Source organism: Streptomyces scabiei 87.22 (genome assembly GCF_000091305.1).
GTDB lineage: Bacteria > Actinomycetota > Actinomycetes > Streptomycetales > Streptomycetaceae > Streptomyces > Streptomyces scabiei.
The window spans coordinates 9,805,094-9,825,643 of sequence record NC_013929.1; the positions used below are offsets into that span (position 1 = coordinate 9,805,094).

The following is a 20,550-nucleotide window of genomic DNA, read 5'->3' on the forward strand; positions in this document are numbered from 1 at the left end:
CGAACGTCAGAGCATCAGCAGCAGTCGGGTGTTCGGTACGAGCTTGCGGTTCACGCTGGTGCTCTGCACGAAGATCGTGAAGTCGTCGTTGTGGTCCGGCTTGACGCGGATCTCCGTGTTCGGCAGGCCGAGCAAGGCTCGGGCCTCGGGCCCGGTGTACACACGGTCCGTCTTCTTCTCCAGCACCGCTATCTGCTTGCGCGACTGGACCTTCTCCGACTTGCTCAGCTGGTAGAAGGCGCAACCGGTGCGGTAGGTGTGCCCGCACTCGACGACCCATTCCCGGATCGCCGCGTCCCGGGCCACCGGGATGAGCTGGTACTTCGACGCCTCCACCGGGGTGAGGCCGGCCGCCGCGATGGTCTCCTTGTTGACGGCCTCCGCGCCGGTGGAGAACACCGCCCGCGATCCCCTGATGCCCTGGGTGCGGCCCACCATGAAGTTCTCGGTGGCCTGCCGGATGACCTGACCGGCCTCCTCCAGGCCCTGGGTGCTCGTGGCGTCCCAGATGGCGATGTTGTCCTTCGGGAAACCGCACTGCATGGCTTCGCGCTTGCCCATCTGGTCCGGCACCAGGACGGCCAGCGTCCAGTTGTCGTCCTGGGTCGCGATCATCTCGGCCACGGCCTTGACCAGTTCACGCTGGTTCCTGGCCGGGGCGTCCGGGCAGCGGTGGCTCGCGTTCTCCTGTCCGTCGGTCAGCACGAACGTCAGGAAGCTGTGGTCGCCGTACAGTTGAGCCGTCTGCGCCAGTTCCCGCTGCGACTTCAGCGCCGCCGCCAGCAGAGCGGTCATTCCCCCGGCACGGTACAGCTGCTTCAAGGACGGCATCCGCAGCACGTCCTTGTCGTAGATGACGCACTCCACCTTGTCCGAGAAGACGTACACGGTCACCCGGGTCTCCTGGTCCAGTTCCCCCGACCGGCGGGCGAGGTAGGCGATCTGCTGGTCGGCGACCTCCACGACCTTGCGGCTCAGGTGCGACATGGACGAACTGGCATCCAGCACGAGAGCGACGTGGTTGATGTAGTTCTGGCTTCCGGACATGGAAAATCCCCCAATTTCGCGGCCTGTTGGCTTCCCGACCTGATGCATCCACCTTCTCACCCACCACTGACAATCGATCATGAACGCAGTGGGGTGGGCGAACGTCCGGGAGGCCGGAACTCCATGGGGGAGCGGACGTCCGGGAGGCCGACCGGAGTCGGCGGAGCGCTGCCTCCGCTGCCCGTTCAACCGGCCTGCGTCCGCCGCCACTCCACTTCCTCGGCCGTCATCGGGGCGTGCAGGCTGTACAGGTCGCCCACCCGCAGACCGTCCGGTGTGTCGTACTCGCCGTAGGAGCTCACGAACGTGACGGCGACGTTCGAGCCGGGCTGCCAGAAGGTCCGGAAGTGCGGGGCGGACGCGGGCGTCGCCGGGACCTCCTTCAGGTGGACCCCGCGGCGCACCAGCAGGCGGTGCAGCTTCTCGAACCGCAGCCTGCGGGCGAACCGTCCGTACCGCGTGCGGAGCGTGTCGTCGGCGAGGGCGCGGTTCCGGTGCGCGAGCCGGTGCACCTGCACGGTGAAGTGGTGGCCCGACCAGGGACGGTCGGCGCGGTCACGGTCCCAGTAGAACTCGGTGAGCCCGTAGTCGCGGCACATGCTGTGGTCGCCGAAGGTGTCCTCGACGAAGGCGGGCCCCAGGATCTCGGCCACCCGTGCGGGGGAGTCCGCGGGACCCGCCCCGAGCACGGTGCCGGTGGTGACGACGTCCACGTAGAACGCCAGGGAATGCGGTGTCAAAGACGGTTCCTCGATGTGGTGTGTCCGGCGTGGATGAGCGACGCGGTGACCCGGTGTCCTGGTGACCCGGCGAGGACCTTACTCCGCCGATCGCCTCACCTCTTGCGGGTTTGTGCGGGACGGGGGTGACAGGGCGTGACGGGGCGCCCGTCGAGCTTGCGTGAGGAAACCGATCGGTTTACCTTGGTGGAAACCGATCGGTTTCCTGTTGTGGAGGCAAGCATGACCGCATTGAAGGGCGCACACGTCCTCGTCACCGGCGGCAGCCGGGGCATCGGCAAGGCCCTGGTGGAGGAGCTCTACGCGCGCGGCGCCGGCAAGGTCTACGCCACGGCCCGCGACCCGCGCGACGTGACGCACCCCGACGCGGTCCCCCTGTCTCTGGAGGTCACCGACCCGGAGTCCGTGGCGGCGGCCGCCGCGCAGGCGCAGGACATCACCGTGCTGATCAACAACGCCGGCGCCTCGGTCGGCGCGTCCTTCCTCGACTCCTCGGTGGAGGACGTCCGCCGGGAGTTCGAGACCAACTTCTACGGCCCGCTCCTGGTCACCCGGGCCCTGGTGCCGGTGATCGAGCGCAATGGCGGCGGCCACCTCCTCAACGTGCACTCCGTGCTCTCCTGGCTCGCCCTCGGCGGCTCCTACAGCGCCTCCAAGGCCGCCCTGTGGTCACAGACCAACTCCCTGCGCCTGGAGCTGCGCCCGCGCGGCATCGCCGTCACCGGACTGCACGTCGGCTACGTGGACACCGACCTCGCCGCCGGCGTCGACGCGCCCAAGTCCGACCCCCGCGCCATCGCCGCCCTCGCCCTCGACGGCGTCGAGGCCGATGCCCACGAGGTGCTCGCCGACGACATCTCGCGGCAGGTCAAGGCAGGCCTGGCCGGCGAACTGGCCGGGCTGTACCCCCAGTTGGCGAAGTAACCCGCAGGCACGAGGAGTCGACGAGATGCCCCACCACGGGTCACGCCCCACCATCACGATCCCCGGGACCACCAGCCACACCCTCGCCCCGCGCGCGGGAGGACACGGCCACGAGGGGCGGCTGCGCTACCTCAAGGCGGGCACCGGCGCTCCGCTGGTCCTGCTGCACACCGTGCGCACCCAGGCGGAGCACTTCCGCCACCTCATCCCGCTGATCGCGGACCACCACACCGTGTACGCCCTCGACCTGCCGGGGATGGGCCACTCCGAGATCGTGCCCGGCGCCTCCTACGACGAACCGGCCATGCGCGCGGGCGTCCACCGGCTCCTCACCGCACTCGACCTCCACGACGTGACACTGGCGGGGGAGTCCATGGGGGCGGTGCTCGCCCTCACCACCGCGGCCGATCTCCCGGAGCGGGTGCGGCGCGTCGTCGCGGTCAACACCTACGACTTCCGTGGCGGGATCGCCCGCTCCGGCCTCCTCGCCCGTGTGGTGGTCGGCGGGGTGCTCACGCCGGGGGTGGGCCCGGTGATCGCGGGGGTGGAGCCCAGGCCCGCCCTCGCCAGAATCCTTCGCGGCGGCCTGGGCGACCGGAGCGCGCTGCGCGAGGACTACGTGGACGAACTCCTCCAGGTGGGCGGCCGCCCCGGTTACCCGGCCGTCGCGCGAGCCGTGTACCAGGCCCTGCCCACCCTGATCGCGGCCCGCTCGCGCTACCCCGAGGTCAAGGCCCCCGTGCACCTCGTCTACGGCGAGCACGACTGGTCCCGGCCCTCGGACCGGGAAGCGAACAGGCGGCTGCTGCCGGACGCCGCCTTCACCCACGTGCCGTCGGCGGGCCACTTCATCTCCCTGGAACGGCCCGAGGTCCTGGCCGACCTGCTGAACGCGGGAGTGTGACACGGGGGCACCTGTTCTGGTGGCGCCCCTGCCGCCCAGGCAGGGGCGCCACCGCCCGAAGCCACCGCCCGAAGCCACCGCCCGAAGCCACCGCCCGAAGCCACCGCCCGAAGCCACCGCCCGAAGCCACCGCCCGAAGCCACCGCCCGAAGCCACCGCCCGAAGCCACCGCCCGAAGCCACCGCCCGAAGCCACCGCCCGAAGCCACCGCCCGAAGCCACCGCCCGAAGCCACCGCCCGAAGCCACCGCCCGAAGCCGCCCAGCACCTGCCGTCCGTCCTCGGCCGCCTCGTGATGCAAGGCTGAAGCCCCACCCGGACGTTCCGGCTGCGGGAAGCGAGAGGCGGATCTCCCATGCGTGTCTTCAGGACGAAGAGCGGTGCGGTGCGCGGCTTCCGGGCCTGTGCCGACGTCGTTGCCGTCCTCGGCATCCCTTACGCCGCCCCGCCCTTCGGCGTCAACCGGTTCCGCGAGCCGGTCCCCGCGGCGGAGTGGACCGGGATACGGGACTGCACCGCGTTCGGCCCGATCGCGCCGCAGTCGGCGCGGCTGCCCGGGGCTCCCGTGTGGTCGCCGGGCGACGAGGACATCCTCACCGTCAACATCTGGACCCCGGCGGCCGAGGGCGGCCGCCTGCCTGTCCTGGTCTGGATCCACGGTGGCGCGTACACCTTCGGGTCTTCGGCCCAACCAGACTTCGACGGCACCGCGTTGGCCCGCTCCGGTCTCGTCGTGGTCACCCTCAACTACCGCATCGGCTTCGAAGGCTTCGGCCACGTGCCTGACGCCGTGGCGCCTGTCTGCCCGGACAACCGTGGCCTGCTCGACCAGGTCGCGGCCCTGCGCTGGGTGCGGGAGAACATCGCCGTCTTCGGTGGCGACCCCGGCAACGTCACGATCGCCGGCCAGTCCTCCGGGGCCGCCTCAGTCGCCTTCCTGATGGTGATGCAACGCGCCCGGGGGCTGTTCCACCGAGCCATAGCCCACAGTCCCGCCAGCCCCTGCCACCCGCACCGAGTCGCTGCCGCGACCACCCGTGAGATCGCCGCCGCGGCGGGTTGTCGTGCCACGGCCGAGGGCCTGGCATCGGCGACGCCGCACACGCTCGTCATGGCCTCGGACAGAGTGGTCGACGGCTACCGGCGCGACCCCGCCTCCGGATCCCGTCACTACGACCCGGTGCTCTACGCGCCCGTCCTCGACGGCGACGTCGTGTCCAGCGACCCCCTCACCGGAATGGCGGCCGGTGCGACCCGGGAAGTGGACCTGCTGGTCTGCCACACCACGGAGGAGTACTGGCTGTTCGACGCCGTCGGCAGCAGCGCTCAGGTCACCACGGACGAACAGCTCGCCCGGTTCGCCCACGACTACCGTCTCCCCGAGGGACTGGTGGCCGGCTATCGCGCCGCCATGCCCCACGACTCGGTGCTGGATGTCTATCTCCGCGTGTGCGGAGACCTGAGGTTCGTCGAGTACGGCAAACGGCTCGCCGAGCTGCACGCCCGGGCCGGCGGCCGGGCCTTCCTGTCGCGCTTCGACCGCCGTCGTGCCGGACAGGACCGGGTCGTACGGGCCTGGCACTGCGCCGACATCCCCTTCGCCTTCGGCAACCTCGACGATGAGCACCTGTCCTTCCTCATCGGCGGAGCACCCACCCCGGCTGACCACGGACTCTCACGGCGCATGGTTCGCGCGTGGGCCGATTTCGCCACCACCGGTGATCCGGGATGGCCCTCCGTCGACCACTCCGGTCATCACAGAACCTGGAGCACGGACACCACCACCGGCGACGACGGGCACGCCGACGACGGGCACCTTGCCGTCCGCGCCCTCTGGGCCCAGGCCGAGTTTCCCGTCCTGTGTCCGTGACCTGGTCACCGCCCTGCTCACCAGCAGGGGTCGTCGTCCTTCCGCTCGGGTGGATCGCACAGGGCCTGCGTGCGGCGCTGCGCCGGCGGGCCTTGACGTCCGTTGCCGGAGTCGGACCGTCCGTCCGGCGCGTCGGGCGATCGGCTCCAGGCGGACGACAGCGAGCGCCCCCGTCTGTCGACGGGGGCACTCGCTTACTTCCCTTGTCCCACTTGCCTCACTTCTCGGGGCCGCGCCCCTCACGCTTCGCCTGATCGGCCCGTCAGGCGTGAGCGTGCCCGCGCCGGTGTCCGCGGTTCGTGAACAGCCGGTACAGCGCGAGGAGGATGACGGAGCCGATGATGGCCGCGATCCAGGTGGAGAGATCGAAGAATCCGTCGATCGAGTCGACCCCGAATATCACCTTGCCGAGGAATCCTCCGAGCAGTCCTCCGGCGATACCGATGAGCATGGTGACGATAATTCCGCCCGGGTCCTTGCCCGGCATGAGCGCCTTGGCAATGGCCCCGGCGAGCAGACCGATAGCTATCCACGCGATGATGCTCATGGCAGCGATTCTCCCTTGCGTTCGATTCGCCAGACGTGTTTCCAAGAGAGACGCCGTCAAACAGAAGTCGGCGACAGTTCCTCGGACGCGTCACCCGGGAGCGGGTCGGGAGCCGGTCGGGAGCGGGTCGGGAACTGGAGGGGAGGCGGCCGAGCACGATGATCGCCCGTCTTCCTCGCCCTGTCGAGCCTTCCATTTCATCGAATCAGTCGAATCAGCCGAATCGGCCGAATCATTTGAAACGCTCCGCCGGGGATTTCACGCCACTTCGTCCTGCTCGCATGGAAGTCATCTTTCGGGGGATACGCGGATCCCGTTGACGGTGCTCGCCGACCGGACCGATAGGCCGATCAAGGATTTTCCGGCGAGCCGGTCTCCGCCACCTCCGAGGCCGGGGTCATGGGAATCCAGCCGTCGGATTTCCGGTACCAGTACTCCTTGAGCCCCTCGATGCTGGTGGTGCGGAACGGGCGGCCGTGGTCGTCGATGCGCACCGTTCCGGAGCGGCCCCCGGAGGACCAGTCGAGTTCGAGGTACCAGTCGCAGGTGCAGGACCTGGTCTGGGCCGAGACCAGCAGGATCTCGGGTTTCCGCAGGGACACCTGATAGGGGAGGTCGATCGCCGGACCCGGCCTGTCCGGGGCGTTGCTGGGTACCGAACGGGCCAGCGGACGGCGCGCGTCGAGGTCCACGGCGAAGTGGCGAGGGACGAGGATGGCTCCGCAGCCCTCGTACGTGGAGTAGGCGATGCCCCGGTCGGCGGCGGGGACACCGCGGTCGACCATGCGTACCCGCAGGGCCTCCAGTACGACGGCGGCGGAGCCGCGCCCCTGCACCGAGATCCTCAGATCCGTGGTGCGCCCGTGTACGGCGCCCTGGGACGCCGCCCACACCGCCGCGTCCGTCGGGGACGGCGGCGGTGGGACCTGCCCCGGCGGCTTGGCGATGACGTAGTCATGGGCGCACTCGTGCTGCCAGAGCTGCGAGTCGGCCGTCCAGGTGAGCGGGACCTTCGGTGAATCCGCGTCTGCACTCGCCCGCGTCTCCCGCGAACCGCCGTCGCTCTGCGGGGCGGGTTCCGAGGGTTCCGGGGTGGTGCGGGCGGGGGACGGCGACTCGGGATCACGGGAGGGAGGCGCGGCAACGGAGCGCGGGCCGCCATCCCAGTGCGGGGCCGACACGGAGGACCTCGGTGCGGTGCGGGCGGAAGCCGACGACTCGCCGTCACCGGAAGGGCGCCCGGCAGCGGACGAGGTGAGACCGGCGAGCGCGAGGGCCAACGAGGCCGCCAGCGCCAGCGACCGCACGGGCCATCGCCCAAGACGCCTGGCACCGGCCTGCCGCCCGGCCGGTGTGGCAGGCCCGGGGGTCTTCTCCACCGAGTCGCCGGGGGGCGTGGACGGGGCTGGGGCGGCGGTGACGCTGGCGATGCCGTCGGGCGTGGGCCCGGCGGAGGCAGCGGAACCGCTCCCTGCCGTGGGCGCGGCTGCGGCAGAGGCCGCCGTTCCGGTGTCGTGGGGCGCGGGCACCGCCGCGGCCGCCTTGCGCGGGGCAGACCGCGTGGGAGCCCGCCGCGCTTCGGACGCGCGTGAGCGTTGCCGGGCCGCGACGGCCAGGATCCACCGGCGGTGCAACTCCACGCGCTCCTCCGAAGAGGCTCCGCAGAGCGCGGCGAACCGCTCTATCCCGTTGAAGTCCGCGGGAACAGCCTCACCCGCGCAGTAGCGGTGCAGCGTGGAGGCATGCATGCCCAGCCGCTTGGCCAGGGCCGCGTAGCTGCGGTCCGTCCGCTCCTTCAGACGCGTCAGCAGAAGCGCCAGCTCCACAACGTCGTCGTGGATTGCATCCATGTGGTCGTACTCGCATCCATCCGTGTGCCCGGGCCCACGTGTCCTGGTCCGGGACCGCATCCGGGCGCTCTCCTACCTGTACGCCCTGGCGCCCGGGACGGTTGCATGCGTCTGCCCGCCTTGTCGTCACAACCACCCTCACCCGCCGCCGTGTTGGAGCCGTGCCGGACTCCCCGGTCACGTCCGGCGGTGTTCGGTCAGGCGCCGACCAGGGCGGTCTCCAGGTGGCGGCCCCAGCGCAGGGCGGCGGCCACGCACTCCCGGGTCTTGGGTTCCAGGCGTCGCCGCGGCCCCACGACCTGCACGGCGGCGACGACCTCGCCGGTGAAGTCACGGACCGGGACGGCGACCGAGTACAGGCCCGGCTCGGCCTCCTCGTCGACGACGGAGTAGCCGCGCCGCCGGGTCAACTCCAGGCGGCGCAGGAAGTCGTCCAGGTCGGTGGGTGTGTTGGGGCCGTGGCGGACGAACTCGGTGCGGCTGAAGACCGCGGCCACCTCGTCGTCGTCGGCGTCGCTCAGCAGGGCCTGGCCGCAGTCGCTGCAGTAGGCCGGGTAGGGACGGCCGATCCACGAGCCGAGCTGCCGGCTGCCGGGGGGCACCCGCTCCGCGATGGTCACGGTGGTGTCGCCTGCCAGGACACCGAGATAACAGCTCTCGCCGGTCTCGGTCGCCATGCCTTCCAGGGCGGTGAGCCCGTCCGTGCGCAGCCGGTGGGCCGTGAGGTCGCGTGCCGCCATGTAGAGCCGCCAGTGCGGCGTGACGCCTCCCGACACGTCGTCGCGGACGACGAACTCCTCCGAGGCCATGGCGGTGAGCATGCGGGACAGCTGACTGCGGTCGCGGCCCATCTGCCGGGCCAGCTCCGAGACGGACGGGGCGGGACCGGGCCGGGGCCCTCCGGCCGTACCTCGGGCGAGCGCCGACAGGGCGTCAAGGCCCTTCGTCACGCTTGAGTCCACGTGCTCCTCCGCCGTGCCGACGTGTGCCTGCGCCGGGGTGCCGGCCGCGTGACTGTCGGTCCGCACTGTAGCGCCGCCCTCGCGCACTGCCCAAAATTGTGCAGCATCTGCATCTTGTCGTGCATTTAATGCACGGCCTAGCATCCCTCCATCAGCCACCGCCCGAAAGCCGAGGGACGCATGCGCATGGCCACGACGACGATCACACCGGAAGCCGAAGCCGAAGCCGAAGCCGAAGCCGAAGCCGAAGCCGAAGCCGAAGCCGAAGCCGAAGCCGGAGCCGAGGCCGAAGCCGAGCGGAGTGCCGCCCTCGTCTCCGTCCGGCGGCGGACGGTCCGGACGGTCAAGGTGTACTGGCCCGTCGGTCCGGCCACCCTCGCCGCGTGCGCTGAAGGCGACCTCGAAGCACTGCGCGCCGACGAGTCCTTCGCCTCGCTCCTGCGGGTCCTGGAGGCATCACCAGAACTGGGGGACTTCGGTGTCTACGGCGACGTCTTCGAGGTCGCCTTTGGTGCGGAGGGCTTCACCGTCCGGCCCGGCGCCCGCCCGTCCCTCGGCTCGGTCGGCGGACGGTTCCTCTCCTCCACCCTCGCCGTCACGACGTACGTCGACGCCGAGGCGGACGACGACGACCTGGCCCGGGTGCTCGCCCGCCTCGCCGACGCCCACCCCTGGGAGATCCCGGTGATCGAGCTCTCCGCCCCGCTGGACCTCGTGTCCCGGGCCTGATCCACCCCCTCAGCCCGCTCAACCTCTTCGGTTGTGCGCGAACACCCCGACGCGCACCCCCACCCGTCGAAAGTGGCCACACCCCACAGCCATGCCGTGCCGATCACCCCCCCACCCCGCCCCTTCCGCTCAGCTCCGCAGAGGAGACCGCCATGTCCGTCTCAGCCGTACCGGAGAACGCTCCGGCCACCGCCGACTCCGCTCCCGAGCCGCCCGGCGACGGCCTGCGCCGCACCATGCGCTCCCGGCACCTCGTCATGATCGCCATGGGGGGAGTCATCGGCTCCGGGCTCTTCCTCAGCTCCGGATTCACCGTCTCCCAGGCCGGCCCGCTCGGTGCCGTCCTCGCCTACCTCGTGGGGGCGTTCGTCGTCTGGCTGGTGATGGCCTGCCTCGGCGAACTCGCCGTCACCTACCCCGTCTCCGGTGCGTTCCACGTCTACGCCAGCCGCTCGATCGGCCCGGCCACGGGCTTCGCCACCGCCTGGCTGTACTGGCTGACCTGGGCCGTCGCCCTCGGCTCCGAGTTCACGGCGTGCGGGCTGCTGATGCAGAGATGGTTCCCCGGCGTCGACGTCTGGATCTGGTGCGTGGTCTTCGCCGCCGTCGTCTTCGGGGTGAACGCCTTCTCGGCCCGCGTCTTCGGTGAGACCGAGTACTGGTTCTCGCTGGTGAAGGTCGTCGCCGTGGTCGCCCTCATCGTCCTCGGGGGCGCGGCGCTGGCCGGTTTCCACCCCCTCGCCGAGGGCGGTTCCCATCCGTTCCTGCTGGAGAACTTCAGCACCGAGGACGGCCTGTTCCCGCACGGCTTCTCCGGCGTCCTGGTCACCGTGCTCGCCGCGTTCTACGCCTTCTCCGGATCCGAGCTGATCGGCGTCGCCGCCGGTGAGACCGAGGACCCGGCCCAGGCCGTGCCCAAGGCGCTGCGCGTCACGGTCATCCGGCTGCTGGTCTTCTTCGTCGGCGCGATCACGGTGATCGCCGCGACCATCCCGTACGACGAGGTCGGCCTGGACGAGAGCCCGTTCGTCACCGTCTTCTCCTCCATCGGCATCCCCTACGCCGCCGACGTCATGAACTTCGTGATCATCACGGCGCTGCTGTCGGCCGGCAACAGCGGTCTGTACTCCTGCGCCCGCATGCTGTTCTCCCTCGCGCAGGAGAAGCAGGCGCCGCAGGCGCTGCGCCGGCTCACCCGCCGCGGCATCCCCCTGACCGCGCTGTCGCTCAGCATGCTCGGCGGTCTGGCCTCCCTGGTCAGCAGTGTCGCGGCGCCGGAGACGGTCTACCTGGTGCTGGTGTCGATCGCCGGATTCGCCGCGGTGGGGGTCTGGATGTCCATCGTCGCCGCACAGTTCTTCCACCGGCGGGCCTTCGTCCGCGAGGGAGGGGACCCGCGCACCCTGCCCTACCGGACGCCGTTCTATCCGGTGGTGCCCGTCCTCGCCTTCGTCCTGTGCCTCGCCTCGCTGGCCGGTATCGCGCTGGACCCGGCCCAGGCGACCGCCCTGTACTTCGGCGTCCCCTTCGTCGCGGGCTGCTACCTCTACCACTGGCTGCGGCACGGCCGACACCGCACCTCGGGCACCTCAGGCGCCTCAGGGACGGTCGCGTGACGCCGCACCCCGGCCACGCATGAAGCCCTGCCGCACCACACCGAGTCGGCAGGCACAGCGGCAGACAACCAGATCCGACAGCGCCGGCAGAGCCAGGCATGATCACCGAGACAGAGGACGAGCACGTATGACACCCGCCACCGCCACCGCCGTACCGCCCCTGTGGGCCCTGCACCGGGAGCTGATGGGCAAGACGGTCCGCACCGACCTCACGCACGCCTTCCACCCCGGCCAGCCGCACTTCCCCGCCTTCCCGGACGAGAAGCGCGAGATGCCCTTCGACATGTCCCGCGGCGACGGTTTCAACGTGCACCTCTACACGATCGTCGGACAGTGGGGCACCCACGTCGACCCGCCCGTGCACTTCGTCGCCGGAGCCCGGACCCTGGATGAGATCCCCGTCGACGAGATGATCCTCCCGCTCGTCGTCCTCGACATCTCCGACCGCGTCGCCGCCGATCCCGACGCGGTACCCACGCTCGACGACGTCGCGGCCTGGGAGTCCCGCAACGGCCGTGTCCCGCAGGGGTCGTTCGTCGCCCTGCGCACCGGCTGGGGCCGCCGCTGGCCCGACCCGGACGCCATGGCCAACAAGGACGAGGCGGGCGTCAGCCACTACCCCGGCTGGTCGGCGGACGTCCTGCGGTACCTCTTCGAGGAGGCCGGCGTCACCGCGATAGGTCACGAGCAGACCGACACGGACCCCGGACTGGCCACCTCGGCGGGCGACTTCAGCCTGGAGAGCTACGTCCTGGAACGGGACCGCTGGCAGATCGAGCTGATGGCCGGCCTCGACCGGGTTCCCGAGGCGGGCGCGCTGATCGTCGCCACCTGGCCCAAGCCCCAGGGCGGTTCGGGCTTCCCCGCCCGCGTCTTCGCCCTGCACCACCAGGACTGAACCCGGGCGTACCCGCACACACACGGCTCCGGTGGCCTCAGGCCACCGGAGCCTTCGGCCAGTCAGGAGACGGACACCGCCATGGACTCCATCGACGAGCAGATCATCACCGAACTCACCCGCAACGCCCGGATCTCCCACGCCGAACTGGGCCAGCGCGTACGGCTGTCCCGCAACGCCGTACGCCAGCGCGTCGAGCGTCTGGAACGTCAGGGACACATCGGCGGCTACACGATCGTCCGTCCCTCGTGCGGGCCGGACCGGACCACGGTCGCGGCGCACGTCCTGGTCTACCGGGAGGACCGGATGCGCGGCGGGGACGTCCTCGCCGCGCTCAAACGCATCCCCGAGGTGGTCTCCTGCGACGTCCTCAGCGGCCAGTTCGACCTGCTGGTCAGTGTGGAGGCCGCCTCCCTGGAACGCGTACAGGGCATCTGGGAACAGATCGCCCAGATGCCCGGTGTACGGGACACGGTGACAGCGCTGGCGCTGTCCCGGGTCGTCAGCCGACCGCGCCGCTCATGATCCGCAGGGATCCCCGGGTTCACCTTGCCCGGCATGACCGACGAACCGGTCTGTCGTGGCCGGAGGTTGATCTCCGCCAGACCCGCGCGCGGTCCGCTGCCGAGCAGCCGCAGGTCGCTGCACACCTTCGAAAGTTTCACCGCCGTCCGCTCCAGCACACCGATCTCGCCGTTGGGCAGAGCCGCGGCATGCTTCACCTGGGCCAGGGCCCATGCCGTGTGCACGCCCCAGTACGCCTCCACGGACACCACCGTCTCCCCCCCAGCGCGTCGCTCTCGATCCGGAACCCGGTGCCCTGAGCACGGCTCACTCCGTCGAAGCCGCTGAGCGCGAGGTCGTTTCCAGCCATGCAGGCTCCGCCGCCACCCCGAGCCGTGGATCATCGGCCCGATATAGTGCCCGGGTGACGACCAACGGTCCCTCATCCGGGCAGCCGGGCCCGGGAGCGGCCTCCTCGCTGCGGATGGCCCTGCGCATGGTCAACACCGTGCTGGACCGCGAAGCCTCCGGCCGGACCGGCTTCAATGTGAGCAGGCTCGCCGACGAGGTCGGTGTCGAGCGCAGCAAGGCGTCACGCACCACCCAGGACCTGTGCGACAAGGGCTTCCTCGAACGTCGCGACGACTCGACCCTGCGCGTCGGCAACGCCTTCTTCGCCGCCGCCGCCTCCCTGCACCCGGGGCTGCTGCGCCGCAGCCGCCCGCTCCTGCGCCGTATCGCCGTCGAACACGGCGTCGGCGCACGCCTGTCCGTCCGCGACGGCGTCCAGGTCCGGCTGCTGCGTGCCGAGTCCGCCGCGGACTTCGTCCAGGAATGGCCGGGCCGGGCCGGTCTCGTCACCCCGTGCTGGTGCACCGGCGCGGGTCGTGCGCTCCTTCTCGACCACACCGCCGAGGAGATCTCCACCCTGCTCGACGACTACGAGCTGATCGGCGTCGGCGGCCCCAACGCCGCCCACTCCGCCGCGGAACTGACCGCCGCCAACGACCGTGACCGCCTGCGCGGCATCATCGCGGCGCACGGCGAGTTCGAACACGGCGTCACCGAGTACGCCGTGCCCGTGCGCGACACCGGCGGACACATCCGCGCTGCCGTGTCGGTCGTCGGCAGACAGCAGGAGCTGCTCTCCCGCGAGCGCACGCTGCACAGCGCCCTCACCACGGCCGCCGCCGCACTGGCGGAATCCATCGACGACGACGCGACCGACCGCTAGGGCCTGCCCCACCCTCGTACGTCTTCGTCTCCTTGCGAACGACAGCGTTCCCTGCCGGGCTCCGCATCTCGGACGGGCATCCCAGGCTGCCGCGTTTCTGCAGTTCACCGGGGGTGGGATCACCCCACCGTTGCATCTTGGGGGCAGGCATTGCTCCCGGCCCGCGAGGCGTCCGACGCTATGTCTGTCGCACCGGCTGAGCGGCCGACCCGACGGCGGCGCCGCGACACCGCGGCTCACACCCCGACTCGTCCGGGTACGGGGCGCGAACGTGCAGGCAAGCGTCCGAACGTCTTCGCTCACTCGCATATCAACATGCCGACATGCCGATAGCCGGTTGAGCCGATACACCGATACACCGATACGCCCATACACCGATCAGAAGAGGAACACACACATGAACACGAAGCCCCTCTCCGTCCGCCGAGTGGCCGTGGCCGCAGGGCTCGTCCTGGCTCTCGGATGCGGTGTGTCGGCACAGGCGTCCGCCATCGGGCCGCAGACGGCCAACGCCAAGGCCGCCAAGGCCACCATCGCCGCCTGCTCCCAGAAGGTCCTCGGGGTCTCCGCCACGAAGGAGCCCGCGGACAGCAAGGACGCCCGGCACCTTCTCCTGACCGTCCAGAACGCCGGCGACAAGAAGTGCAACCTCTACCGCTACCCCCTCGTACGGCTCGGCGCCGGCCGGACCACGGCCCCCGTGATCAAGGAGAGCGACGCCACCCCGGGCGTGCCCGTCACCCTCGCTCCAGGGCAGGAGGCGTATGCCGCTCTGCTCGTCAACGGCCCCATGGACGTGTACGAGGCCAAGAGCATCACCCTCAGCCTCCAGGGCAGCCAGTCCGGCAGCACCGCGGGCAAGCCGATCGATGTCCCCATGCCCGTCCCGACGCTGTACGCCAACGACTTCCAGCGGGTCACCTACTGGACGACCGCATCCGGTCTCGCCCTGCGTTTCATCATGTCGCAGTGATGGACCCGGACCGGCACCGCTTCCCGGCGATTGACCGGCCCTCAGGGTTCCGCTGATCGCTGGCTCAACACCGGCCGATGACACGACAGCTCCACGCGCGCCCACTTGCCCTACGCCCATCCCTGGGACACTCATGTCCTCAAGTCCAGGGCATGGGTACGGCAGGTGGGCGCAGCGCGTCACCCACCCACCCGCGTGGCCGACGGACAGACCCGCGATCGGCGAGGCAGCGCCACCCCCGTCCACGTCGAGGCCGAGAACCTCGGCACCGCCTACGTCCGCAGGCGGTCCACCACCTCCTGTCCCTGACGGGGGCTCGGCGAAAGTTTCGGGACATCCATCGAGCGGAGTCCTGTGCAGGTGTCCCGCAACGTGCCCCTGACCTTGCCGCTTTCGAGCCGCCCGGTGTAAGCAGCGGACTGAACGGGCCGCCGCACTCGACGGCCGGCCGATGTGAGGAGATGCCGATGGGGTTCCAGGAGCGGTGGCAGAGCAGACAGGAAGAGCTCGCGGCTCGGGCGGAAGTCCGAGAGGACGCCGCTGCCGATCAATGGGACGACTTCGTGGAACGGCTCCAGGGCCCCATCCTCGAACAGGCGCGCCTGGCGTTCGAACGTGGTGACGGCTGGTTCGAGACCGAGATCGACCAGCGCAGCTCAGGCAGTCTGAACCCCTATGGCAACACGGGGATGGACCTCGGCTCGCCGGCCGTGGTGGGCAGGATCAAGGCGGACCGCCCTGAAGCGCCTCCCTCGCCGCGCGGCGACCTTCTCTCGCGCATCGAGGACGTCGGCTGGAAGCTGCATACCGCTCAGTACCTCTACGTGCAGCTGGGCGAGGAGTCGCGCGACAAGTGGTTGTCGTCGGGGCAGCGCGTGGCGATCAAGGGGAAGATCGTCGGTATGTACCTGTTCGAGAGGGTGACGCTGCCGCGCTGACCCGGAGGGCGGGCGGCGGCACATCTGCGGCCCGCTCTTCGGCGCGGCGGGCGGCGCGGCGCGGTGTGCGGTGTTACCGGGCTGCTCTTCGCTGATGCAAGGCGCACCGCCGCCACTGCGCCCCCCCAGGGCTGGGGCCTGACCGAACCTCCTTCCAGTGACTTGACGCGGTCAGCGGCGCCACCGGCGGCACGGCGATCGGCTGCGCGCGCGACCGGGCCGGGCCGCTCCGCCCGCACCGCTCTCCCGTCCGCCTCGCGAGGCAATTCGAAAAATTCGGCGCCCATGGCGAATCTTGCGTGAAGTATTGACGTCGCCTGTCGCTTCCCTATGATCCGATTGGTCGACACTTCGCCCCTCGTTCGATATCACGCACACGCCGGACCTGCCCGCCCGCAGAGCGAGGCGGTTCCGGTCGAGCCCACGCAATGCCGAGCCGCAGGGAGTACGTCACTCATGTCGATGTCATGCACGCGTCACTGCCGGACCTGATTCGAGACCGCGGCCCTGCCGGACTCCGGCTGATCACGGACGGCGGGCGGACCGGCCACGCCGTCCGTAGCCCCAGCCCCTCACCCAAGAATCGAGAGGTCGTCATGCGCAAAGCGAACTTCACCCGAAAGCGTCTGTCCCTGGGTCTGGCCGCCACGGTCGCGGCCCTGGTCTCGACGGCGGCGTCACTCGTCGCCAACCCGGCGCAGGCGGCAACCGCCGCGTGCGCCCTTCCGTCGACGTACCGCTGGACATCGACGGGCGCGCTGGCGCAGCCGGCGAACGGGTGGGCCTCGGTGAAGGACTTCACCACCGTGACGTACAACGGAAAGCACCTGGTCTACGCGTCGAACGTGGCGGGATCGTCCTACGGCTCGATGCGGTTCAGCCCCTTCACGAACTGGTCGGACATGGCCTCGGCCGGCCAGGCCGGCATGAACCAGGCCGCGGTGGCACCGACCCTGTTCTACTTCGCACCCAAGAACGTCTGGGTGCTGGCGTACCAGTGGGGTTCGTGGCCCTTCATCTACCGCACGTCGAGCGACCCCACCAATCCCAACGGCTGGTCCGCGCCGAAGCCACTGTTCACCGGCAGCATCTCGGGCTCGGGCACCGGTCCGATCGACCAGACGCTGATCGCCGACGGCCAGAACATGTACCTGTTCTTCGCCGGTGACAACGGCAAGATCTACCGGGCGAGCATGCCGATCGGGAACTTCCCGGGCAGCTTCGGTTCGTCGTACACGACGATCATGAGCGACACCGAGAAGAACCTGTTCGAGGCTCCGCAGGTCTACAAGGTCCAGGGTGCGAACCAGTACCTCATGATCGTCGAGGCTCGGGGCGCGAGCGAGCGGCGCTACTTCCGCTCGTTCACGGCCAGCAGCCTGGGCGGTTCGTGGACGCCACAGGCCACCAGCGAGAACAATCCCTTCGCGGGCAAGGCCAACAGCGGTGCCGGGTGGACCAACGACATCAGCCACGGCGACCTGGTCCGCAACAACCCCGACCAGACCATGACCATCGACCCCTGCAACCTGCAGTTCCTCTACCAGGGCAAGTCCCCCTCGGCGAGCGGTCCGTACAACCAACTGCCCTGGCGGCCGGGCGTCCTGACCCTGCAGCGCTGACCTGGCACGTCCAGGACGCCGATGAACGAGTGCCTGACAGGACTGCTTTCCCGTCAGGCACTCTCTCGTACGGTCGGTGTCGTGGCGGTCGTGGCGGTCGTCCGGCCCCCAGTGCGCCCCCGGCGCCGCCCACCCCCGTGGCGCGCGCCGATCTACGATGTGGGGGCGTGTGGGCGCAGCAGTGCGGGGGAGGATGTCGTGGCCGTCTACGAGCTGAGGAACCGTCTGGTCGTCGGTGTCGCCTCCAGCGCACTGTTCGACCTGGCCGAGGCGGACGCCGTCTTCCGCGACCAAGGTGAGGACGCCTATCGCGCGTACCAGGAGGACCACGTCGACGACACTCTGGGGAAAGGGGTCGCGTTCCCCTTCATCCGCAGGCTGTTGTCCCTGAACGACCTCTCGCCCGACGACCCCTTGGTCGAGGTCATCATCCTGTCCCGCAACGACCCCGACACCGGTCTGCGGGTCATGCGGTCGATCCAGACCCACAACCTGCCGATCAGCCGGGCGATCTTCATGCAGGGCCGCTCGCCGTACCACTTCATGCCCGCCCTGAACATGTCCCTGTTTCTGTCCGCGAACGAGGACGACGTCCGCGAGGCCGTCGCGCTGGGGCTGCCCGCCGGGCGCGTGATCGGTCCGGCCGTGGCGGACGTGGGCGACGACCAGGATCTGCGGATCGCCTTCGACTTCGACGGAGTCCTTGCCGACGACGCCTCGGAACAGGTCTACCAGGCCGACGGCATCGAGGGCTTCCGCTTCCACGAGACGGCGAACGCGGCCACCCCGCACGATCCGGGCCCGCTGCGCGACTTCCTCGCAGGCGTGAACATGCTCCAGCGGCGGGAGGAGGAGCGACGGGCCGGAGACGCCGACTACACCAGCCGCGTCCACGTCTCCCTCGTCACGGCCCGCGACGCGCCCGCCCACGAACGGTCGGTGCGCAGCCTGAAGAACTGGGGCGTGACCGTCAACAACGCCTTCTTCCTCGGCGGCATAGACAAGAGCACGATCATGGAAGTGCTCAGGCCCCATATCTTCTTCGACGATCAGGTGGGGCATCTGACCGGCACCGCCCGCAGCACGCCCAGCGTGCATGTGCCCTTCGGGAAGATCAACGCACCGGACGCGCCGACGCCCTGACGGACCCGACGCCCAGGCTGACGGCCTTGTCCCACACCCCTGCCTCCACACCCCTGCCTCCACACCCCTGTCCCACGCCCCTGCCCGATGCCCTTGTCCGACTGCCGAGCCGACGGGGATCATGATCGCGTGCATCCCCGAGAGAAACTCCACGAACTGCTCCCGTGCGCCGGACTCACGCTTGTCGAGGACGTACGTCCAGGGGACCTGTTCCCGCCGGAAGCCGGCTGGCGCATCGCACGAGGCGTCGCGGCACCGGACGGTGCCGTGCGGGAAGCGCTCGACGCCGCGTGGTGGCGCCGTCTCGTGGACGCCGACGGTGAATTCCTGGTGGCCGTCCTCGGACACAGGATCGGCGGCAACGACGCCTGGTGGACCCGCGTCCGATACGACGGAGCCGGTGTACCGGGGCTGACCGGGGACCCCGGGTTCGTGGCGCTCTCCCTCGACGGGCAGGTGCTGCTCGCCGAGGTGCCCGGCGAGGACGGCACCCGGGTGACCGCGGTGGACCGGCTGCCGGAACGGCTGGAGGAGGCCGCCGCGGCCGCCGCGCGCGAGACGGCGGCCGAGCGCGACGAGGCGTGGGCAGCGGTGCCCGGCCGGCCCGCGTGGCCTCTGCGCTGGGCGGAGGGCATCGGCTCGAATCCGGCCGCGCCGGACGAACTGCTGATCGAACTGCTGGATGTCGCGGGCGGCTTCCTGCACGGCTGCGAGCGGCCCGCCGTTCTCGACGCCGCCGTCGCGCACCCCGATCCACGGGTGCGCGCGAGGCCGGCCGACACCTTCCGTCCCAAGCTCACGCCCGATCAGTGGATACGTCTCGTCCGCGCCGAACCCTCACCGAGCCGGCGCGTGCTCTGGGCGGAGCAGGCCTGCGTGTGGGGCGTCTACCTTCCCGAGGACCTGTACGACGAATTCCTCGCCGGCCCGTCCCGCGACCTGGCCGCCCGGTTCCCCGGGCTTCCCGCCGACCGTCTCCCGGACCTCGCGGCCGACGCCGATCCCGGGGTGAGGGAGGCTGCCTGCGCTCGGTGGGACGACCTCACCGCGTCACCGCGGGAGCGGCTGCTGGCCGACACCGACGACAGCGTCCGTACGGCCGCGCTGCTCGCCCACCACGCCGGCGTCCCCATGCCGCGCGACGTCTTCGCCGCCCTGCCCGACCCGTCGCCGGCGCTCGAACGATGCCGCCTCGCGCCCGAGCTGGAGGCGGAGCTGGTCCGGGACGGGGACGCCGGGGTACGCCGTGCGCTGGCCGCCAATCCTGGCCTGAGCGCCGACGGCGTCGCCGTGCTGGCGGAGGATCCCCAGGCAGGCGTTCGCTCGGCGGTGGCGCTGCGCCCCGACCTCACCGAGGAGCGACGCGCCACCGTACGCCACGACTTCGACCCCCAGCTGATGTCCCGCACCCTGCCCTGGGTGCGCGACCTGCACGGTGATGCCGACGCCATGCGCCGCCTCGCCGCGTCGTCCCACCCGCTGGTCCGCCGCAGTGTGGCGCGAGCCCGGCACCTTCCGCCGGACGTCGTGGAGCTTCTGGCCCGGGACGAGGACCGGGCCGTTCGCCTGTTCCTCGCCGAATCGTGCGACGACGCGCCGGACGACCTGCTGCTGGAGGTCTGGCGCTGGTGGGACGGCAGCTTCACCCACCCCGGCCGCCCGCGCAGCCACCCGAACTTCCCCCGTACGGGCCTGCTGCGCCATGCGGACGACCCCAGCGGGCGGATGCGCCGCCTGGTCCTGGACGACCCGGAGTCGACACCGGCCGACGTCGCACGCCTGGTCCACGATCCCGAACCCGAGGTACGCCGCCGCGCGGCCGAGGACCCCCGGCTGTCACCGGCCGACGCCGTACGGCTGCTGGACGACCCGGAGTCCTTCGTCCGTCACGCGGCGACACGCAGTCCCAGGCTGCCGGCCCGTGTCCTGGCCGGGCTCCTGCACGACCGCGACACGGCATCCGTGGCGGTCACCAACCCGGCGATCCCGGTCCCCGTCCTGTATCGCATCCTGGCCGCGGCCTCGGGAGCCGTGGCAGCGCTCTGATCCG

At 70.6% G+C, this 20,550-nt stretch carries 18 protein-coding genes and 1 pseudogene; 13 read left to right on the plus strand and 6 right to left on the minus strand.

Annotated elements, in window-relative coordinates; genetic code table 11:
• Positions 1 to 6: 6 nt before the first annotated feature.
• Positions 7 to 1,047: a vWA domain-containing protein gene (locus SCAB_RS42030; RefSeq protein WP_013006162.1), complete on the minus strand. Its 1,041-nt coding sequence runs from the start codon at positions 1,045 to 1,047 to the stop codon at positions 7 to 9.
• A gap of 185 nt (positions 1,048 to 1,232) precedes the next feature.
• Positions 1,233 to 1,787: a hypothetical protein gene (locus SCAB_RS42035; RefSeq protein WP_013006163.1), complete on the minus strand. Its 555-nt coding sequence runs from the start codon at positions 1,785 to 1,787 to the stop codon at positions 1,233 to 1,235.
• 222 nt (positions 1,788 to 2,009) lie between these two features.
• Between SCAB_RS42035 and SCAB_RS42040 the strand changes: the two genes are divergently transcribed.
• The 3 genes from SCAB_RS42040 to SCAB_RS42050 all read left to right on the plus strand — a co-directional run bounded on the left by SCAB_RS42040 (position 2,010) and on the right by SCAB_RS42050 (position 5,484).
• Positions 2,010 to 2,711, plus strand: coding sequence for an SDR family oxidoreductase (locus SCAB_RS42040; RefSeq protein ID WP_013006164.1), 702 nt, complete (start codon positions 2,010 to 2,012; stop codon positions 2,709 to 2,711).
• A 25-nt stretch (positions 2,712 to 2,736) separates the two neighbouring features.
• Entirely contained in the window at positions 2,737 to 3,615 is an 879-nt protein-coding gene (locus SCAB_RS42045; protein ID WP_013006165.1) for an alpha/beta fold hydrolase, read from the plus strand.
• 354 nt (positions 3,616 to 3,969) lie between these two features.
• Complete coding sequence (locus SCAB_RS42050; protein ID WP_013006166.1) at positions 3,970 to 5,484, plus strand: carboxylesterase/lipase family protein; 1,515 nt, start codon at positions 3,970 to 3,972, stop codon at positions 5,482 to 5,484.
• Positions 5,485 to 5,746: 262 nt separating this feature from the next.
• Here the strand turns inward: SCAB_RS42050 and SCAB_RS42055 are convergent, their stop codons facing one another.
• The 3 genes from SCAB_RS42055 to SCAB_RS42065 form a co-directional block, all read right to left on the minus strand.
• Positions 5,747 to 6,031 (minus strand): GlsB/YeaQ/YmgE family stress response membrane protein, encoded by a 285-nt coding sequence (locus SCAB_RS42055; RefSeq protein ID WP_013006167.1) that lies wholly within the window; start codon positions 6,029 to 6,031, stop codon positions 5,747 to 5,749.
• A gap of 350 nt (positions 6,032 to 6,381) precedes the next feature.
• Positions 6,382 to 7,881: a helix-turn-helix domain-containing protein gene (locus tag SCAB_RS42060; RefSeq protein WP_049875820.1), complete on the minus strand. Its 1,500-nt coding sequence runs from the start codon at positions 7,879 to 7,881 to the stop codon at positions 6,382 to 6,384.
• A gap of 197 nt (positions 7,882 to 8,078) precedes the next feature.
• Positions 8,079 to 8,831, minus strand: coding sequence for an IclR family transcriptional regulator (locus tag SCAB_RS42065; RefSeq protein WP_231885191.1), 753 nt, complete (start codon positions 8,829 to 8,831; stop codon positions 8,079 to 8,081).
• A 198-nt stretch (positions 8,832 to 9,029) separates the two neighbouring features.
• Here SCAB_RS42065 and SCAB_RS42070 point away from each other — a divergent pair, with 198 nt between their 5' ends.
• The 4 genes from SCAB_RS42070 (at position 9,030) to SCAB_RS42085 (ending at position 12,611) form a co-directional block, all read left to right on the plus strand.
• Positions 9,030 to 9,572 (plus strand): hypothetical protein, encoded by a 543-nt coding sequence (locus SCAB_RS42070; RefSeq protein ID WP_231885193.1) that lies wholly within the window; start codon positions 9,030 to 9,032, stop codon positions 9,570 to 9,572.
• A 152-nt stretch (positions 9,573 to 9,724) separates the two neighbouring features.
• On the plus strand, positions 9,725 to 11,188 hold the full coding sequence (locus SCAB_RS42075; RefSeq protein ID WP_013006171.1) for an amino acid permease: 1,464 nt from the start codon (positions 9,725 to 9,727) through the stop codon (positions 11,186 to 11,188).
• A 127-nt stretch (positions 11,189 to 11,315) separates the two neighbouring features.
• Positions 11,316 to 12,086: a cyclase family protein gene (locus SCAB_RS42080; protein ID WP_013006172.1), complete on the plus strand. Its 771-nt coding sequence runs from the start codon at positions 11,316 to 11,318 to the stop codon at positions 12,084 to 12,086.
• An 81-nt stretch (positions 12,087 to 12,167) separates the two neighbouring features.
• Entirely contained in the window at positions 12,168 to 12,611 is a 444-nt protein-coding gene (locus tag SCAB_RS42085; protein ID WP_013006173.1) for an Lrp/AsnC family transcriptional regulator, read from the plus strand.
• Positions 12,612 to 12,616: 5 nt separating this feature from the next.
• Here SCAB_RS42085 and SCAB_RS45755 read toward each other — a convergent pair.
• Positions 12,617 to 12,772, minus strand: a pseudogene (locus SCAB_RS45755) (lyase family protein); the annotation flags it as partial.
• A 242-nt stretch (positions 12,773 to 13,014) separates the two neighbouring features.
• Here SCAB_RS45755 and SCAB_RS42090 point away from each other — a divergent pair.
• The 6 genes from SCAB_RS42090 (at position 13,015) to SCAB_RS42115 (ending at position 20,546) form a co-directional block, all read left to right on the plus strand.
• Positions 13,015 to 13,824 carry an IclR family transcriptional regulator domain-containing protein gene (locus tag SCAB_RS42090; protein ID WP_013006174.1) on the plus strand — a complete coding sequence of 270 codons (810 nt, stop codon included), beginning with the start codon at positions 13,015 to 13,017 and terminating at the stop codon, positions 13,822 to 13,824.
• 397 nt (positions 13,825 to 14,221) lie between these two features.
• The gene (locus SCAB_RS42095; protein WP_013006175.1) at positions 14,222 to 14,797 is read left to right on the plus strand and encodes a DUF4232 domain-containing protein; all 576 of its coding nucleotides are present in this window, start codon (positions 14,222 to 14,224) and stop codon (positions 14,795 to 14,797) included.
• 467 nt (positions 14,798 to 15,264) lie between these two features.
• Positions 15,265 to 15,735, plus strand: coding sequence for a hypothetical protein (locus SCAB_RS42100; protein ID WP_041670200.1), 471 nt, complete (start codon positions 15,265 to 15,267; stop codon positions 15,733 to 15,735).
• A 428-nt stretch (positions 15,736 to 16,163) separates the two neighbouring features.
• Positions 16,164 to 17,357, plus strand: a complete 1,194-nt coding sequence (locus SCAB_RS42105; protein WP_013006178.1) for a non-reducing end alpha-L-arabinofuranosidase family hydrolase — start codon at positions 16,164 to 16,166, stop codon at positions 17,355 to 17,357.
• 198 nt (positions 17,358 to 17,555) lie between these two features.
• A complete protein-coding gene (locus tag SCAB_RS42110) occupies positions 17,556 to 18,500 on the plus strand; it encodes a 5'-nucleotidase (protein ID WP_013006179.1) in 945 nt (314 codons plus the stop codon).
• A 129-nt stretch (positions 18,501 to 18,629) separates the two neighbouring features.
• Entirely contained in the window at positions 18,630 to 20,546 is a 1,917-nt protein-coding gene (locus tag SCAB_RS42115) for a hypothetical protein (protein WP_013006180.1), read from the plus strand.
• Positions 20,547 to 20,550 lie beyond the last annotated feature (4 nt).

Bases quoted from the DNA above. Each gene is read 5' to 3' on its own strand.
- SCAB_RS42060 (WP_049875820.1), bottom strand. From the start codon at position 7,881: ATGGATGCAATCCACGACGACGTTGTGGAGCTGGCGCTTCTGCTGACG.
- SCAB_RS42085 (WP_013006173.1), top strand. From the start codon at position 12,168: ATGGACTCCATCGACGAGCAGATCATCACCGAACTCACCCGCAACGCC.
- SCAB_RS42075 (WP_013006171.1), top strand. From the start codon at position 9,725: ATGTCCGTCTCAGCCGTACCGGAGAACGCTCCGGCCACCGCCGACTCC.
- SCAB_RS42055 (WP_013006167.1), bottom strand. From the start codon at position 6,031: ATGAGCATCATCGCGTGGATAGCTATCGGTCTGCTCGCCGGGGCCATT.
- SCAB_RS42040 (WP_013006164.1), top strand. From the start codon at position 2,010: ATGACCGCATTGAAGGGCGCACACGTCCTCGTCACCGGCGGCAGCCGG.
- SCAB_RS42050 (WP_013006166.1), top strand. From the start codon at position 3,970: ATGCGTGTCTTCAGGACGAAGAGCGGTGCGGTGCGCGGCTTCCGGGCC.
- SCAB_RS42070 (WP_231885193.1), top strand. From the start codon at position 9,030: ATGGCCACGACGACGATCACACCGGAAGCCGAAGCCGAAGCCGAAGCC.
- SCAB_RS42045 (WP_013006165.1), top strand. From the start codon at position 2,737: ATGCCCCACCACGGGTCACGCCCCACCATCACGATCCCCGGGACCACC.
- SCAB_RS42105 (WP_013006178.1), top strand. From the start codon at position 16,164: ATGCCGAGCCGCAGGGAGTACGTCACTCATGTCGATGTCATGCACGCG.
- SCAB_RS42095 (WP_013006175.1), top strand. From the start codon at position 14,222: ATGAACACGAAGCCCCTCTCCGTCCGCCGAGTGGCCGTGGCCGCAGGG.
- SCAB_RS42100 (WP_041670200.1), top strand. From the start codon at position 15,265: ATGGGGTTCCAGGAGCGGTGGCAGAGCAGACAGGAAGAGCTCGCGGCT.
- SCAB_RS42080 (WP_013006172.1), top strand. From the start codon at position 11,316: ATGACACCCGCCACCGCCACCGCCGTACCGCCCCTGTGGGCCCTGCAC.
- SCAB_RS42030 (WP_013006162.1), bottom strand. From the start codon at position 1,047: ATGTCCGGAAGCCAGAACTACATCAACCACGTCGCTCTCGTGCTGGAT.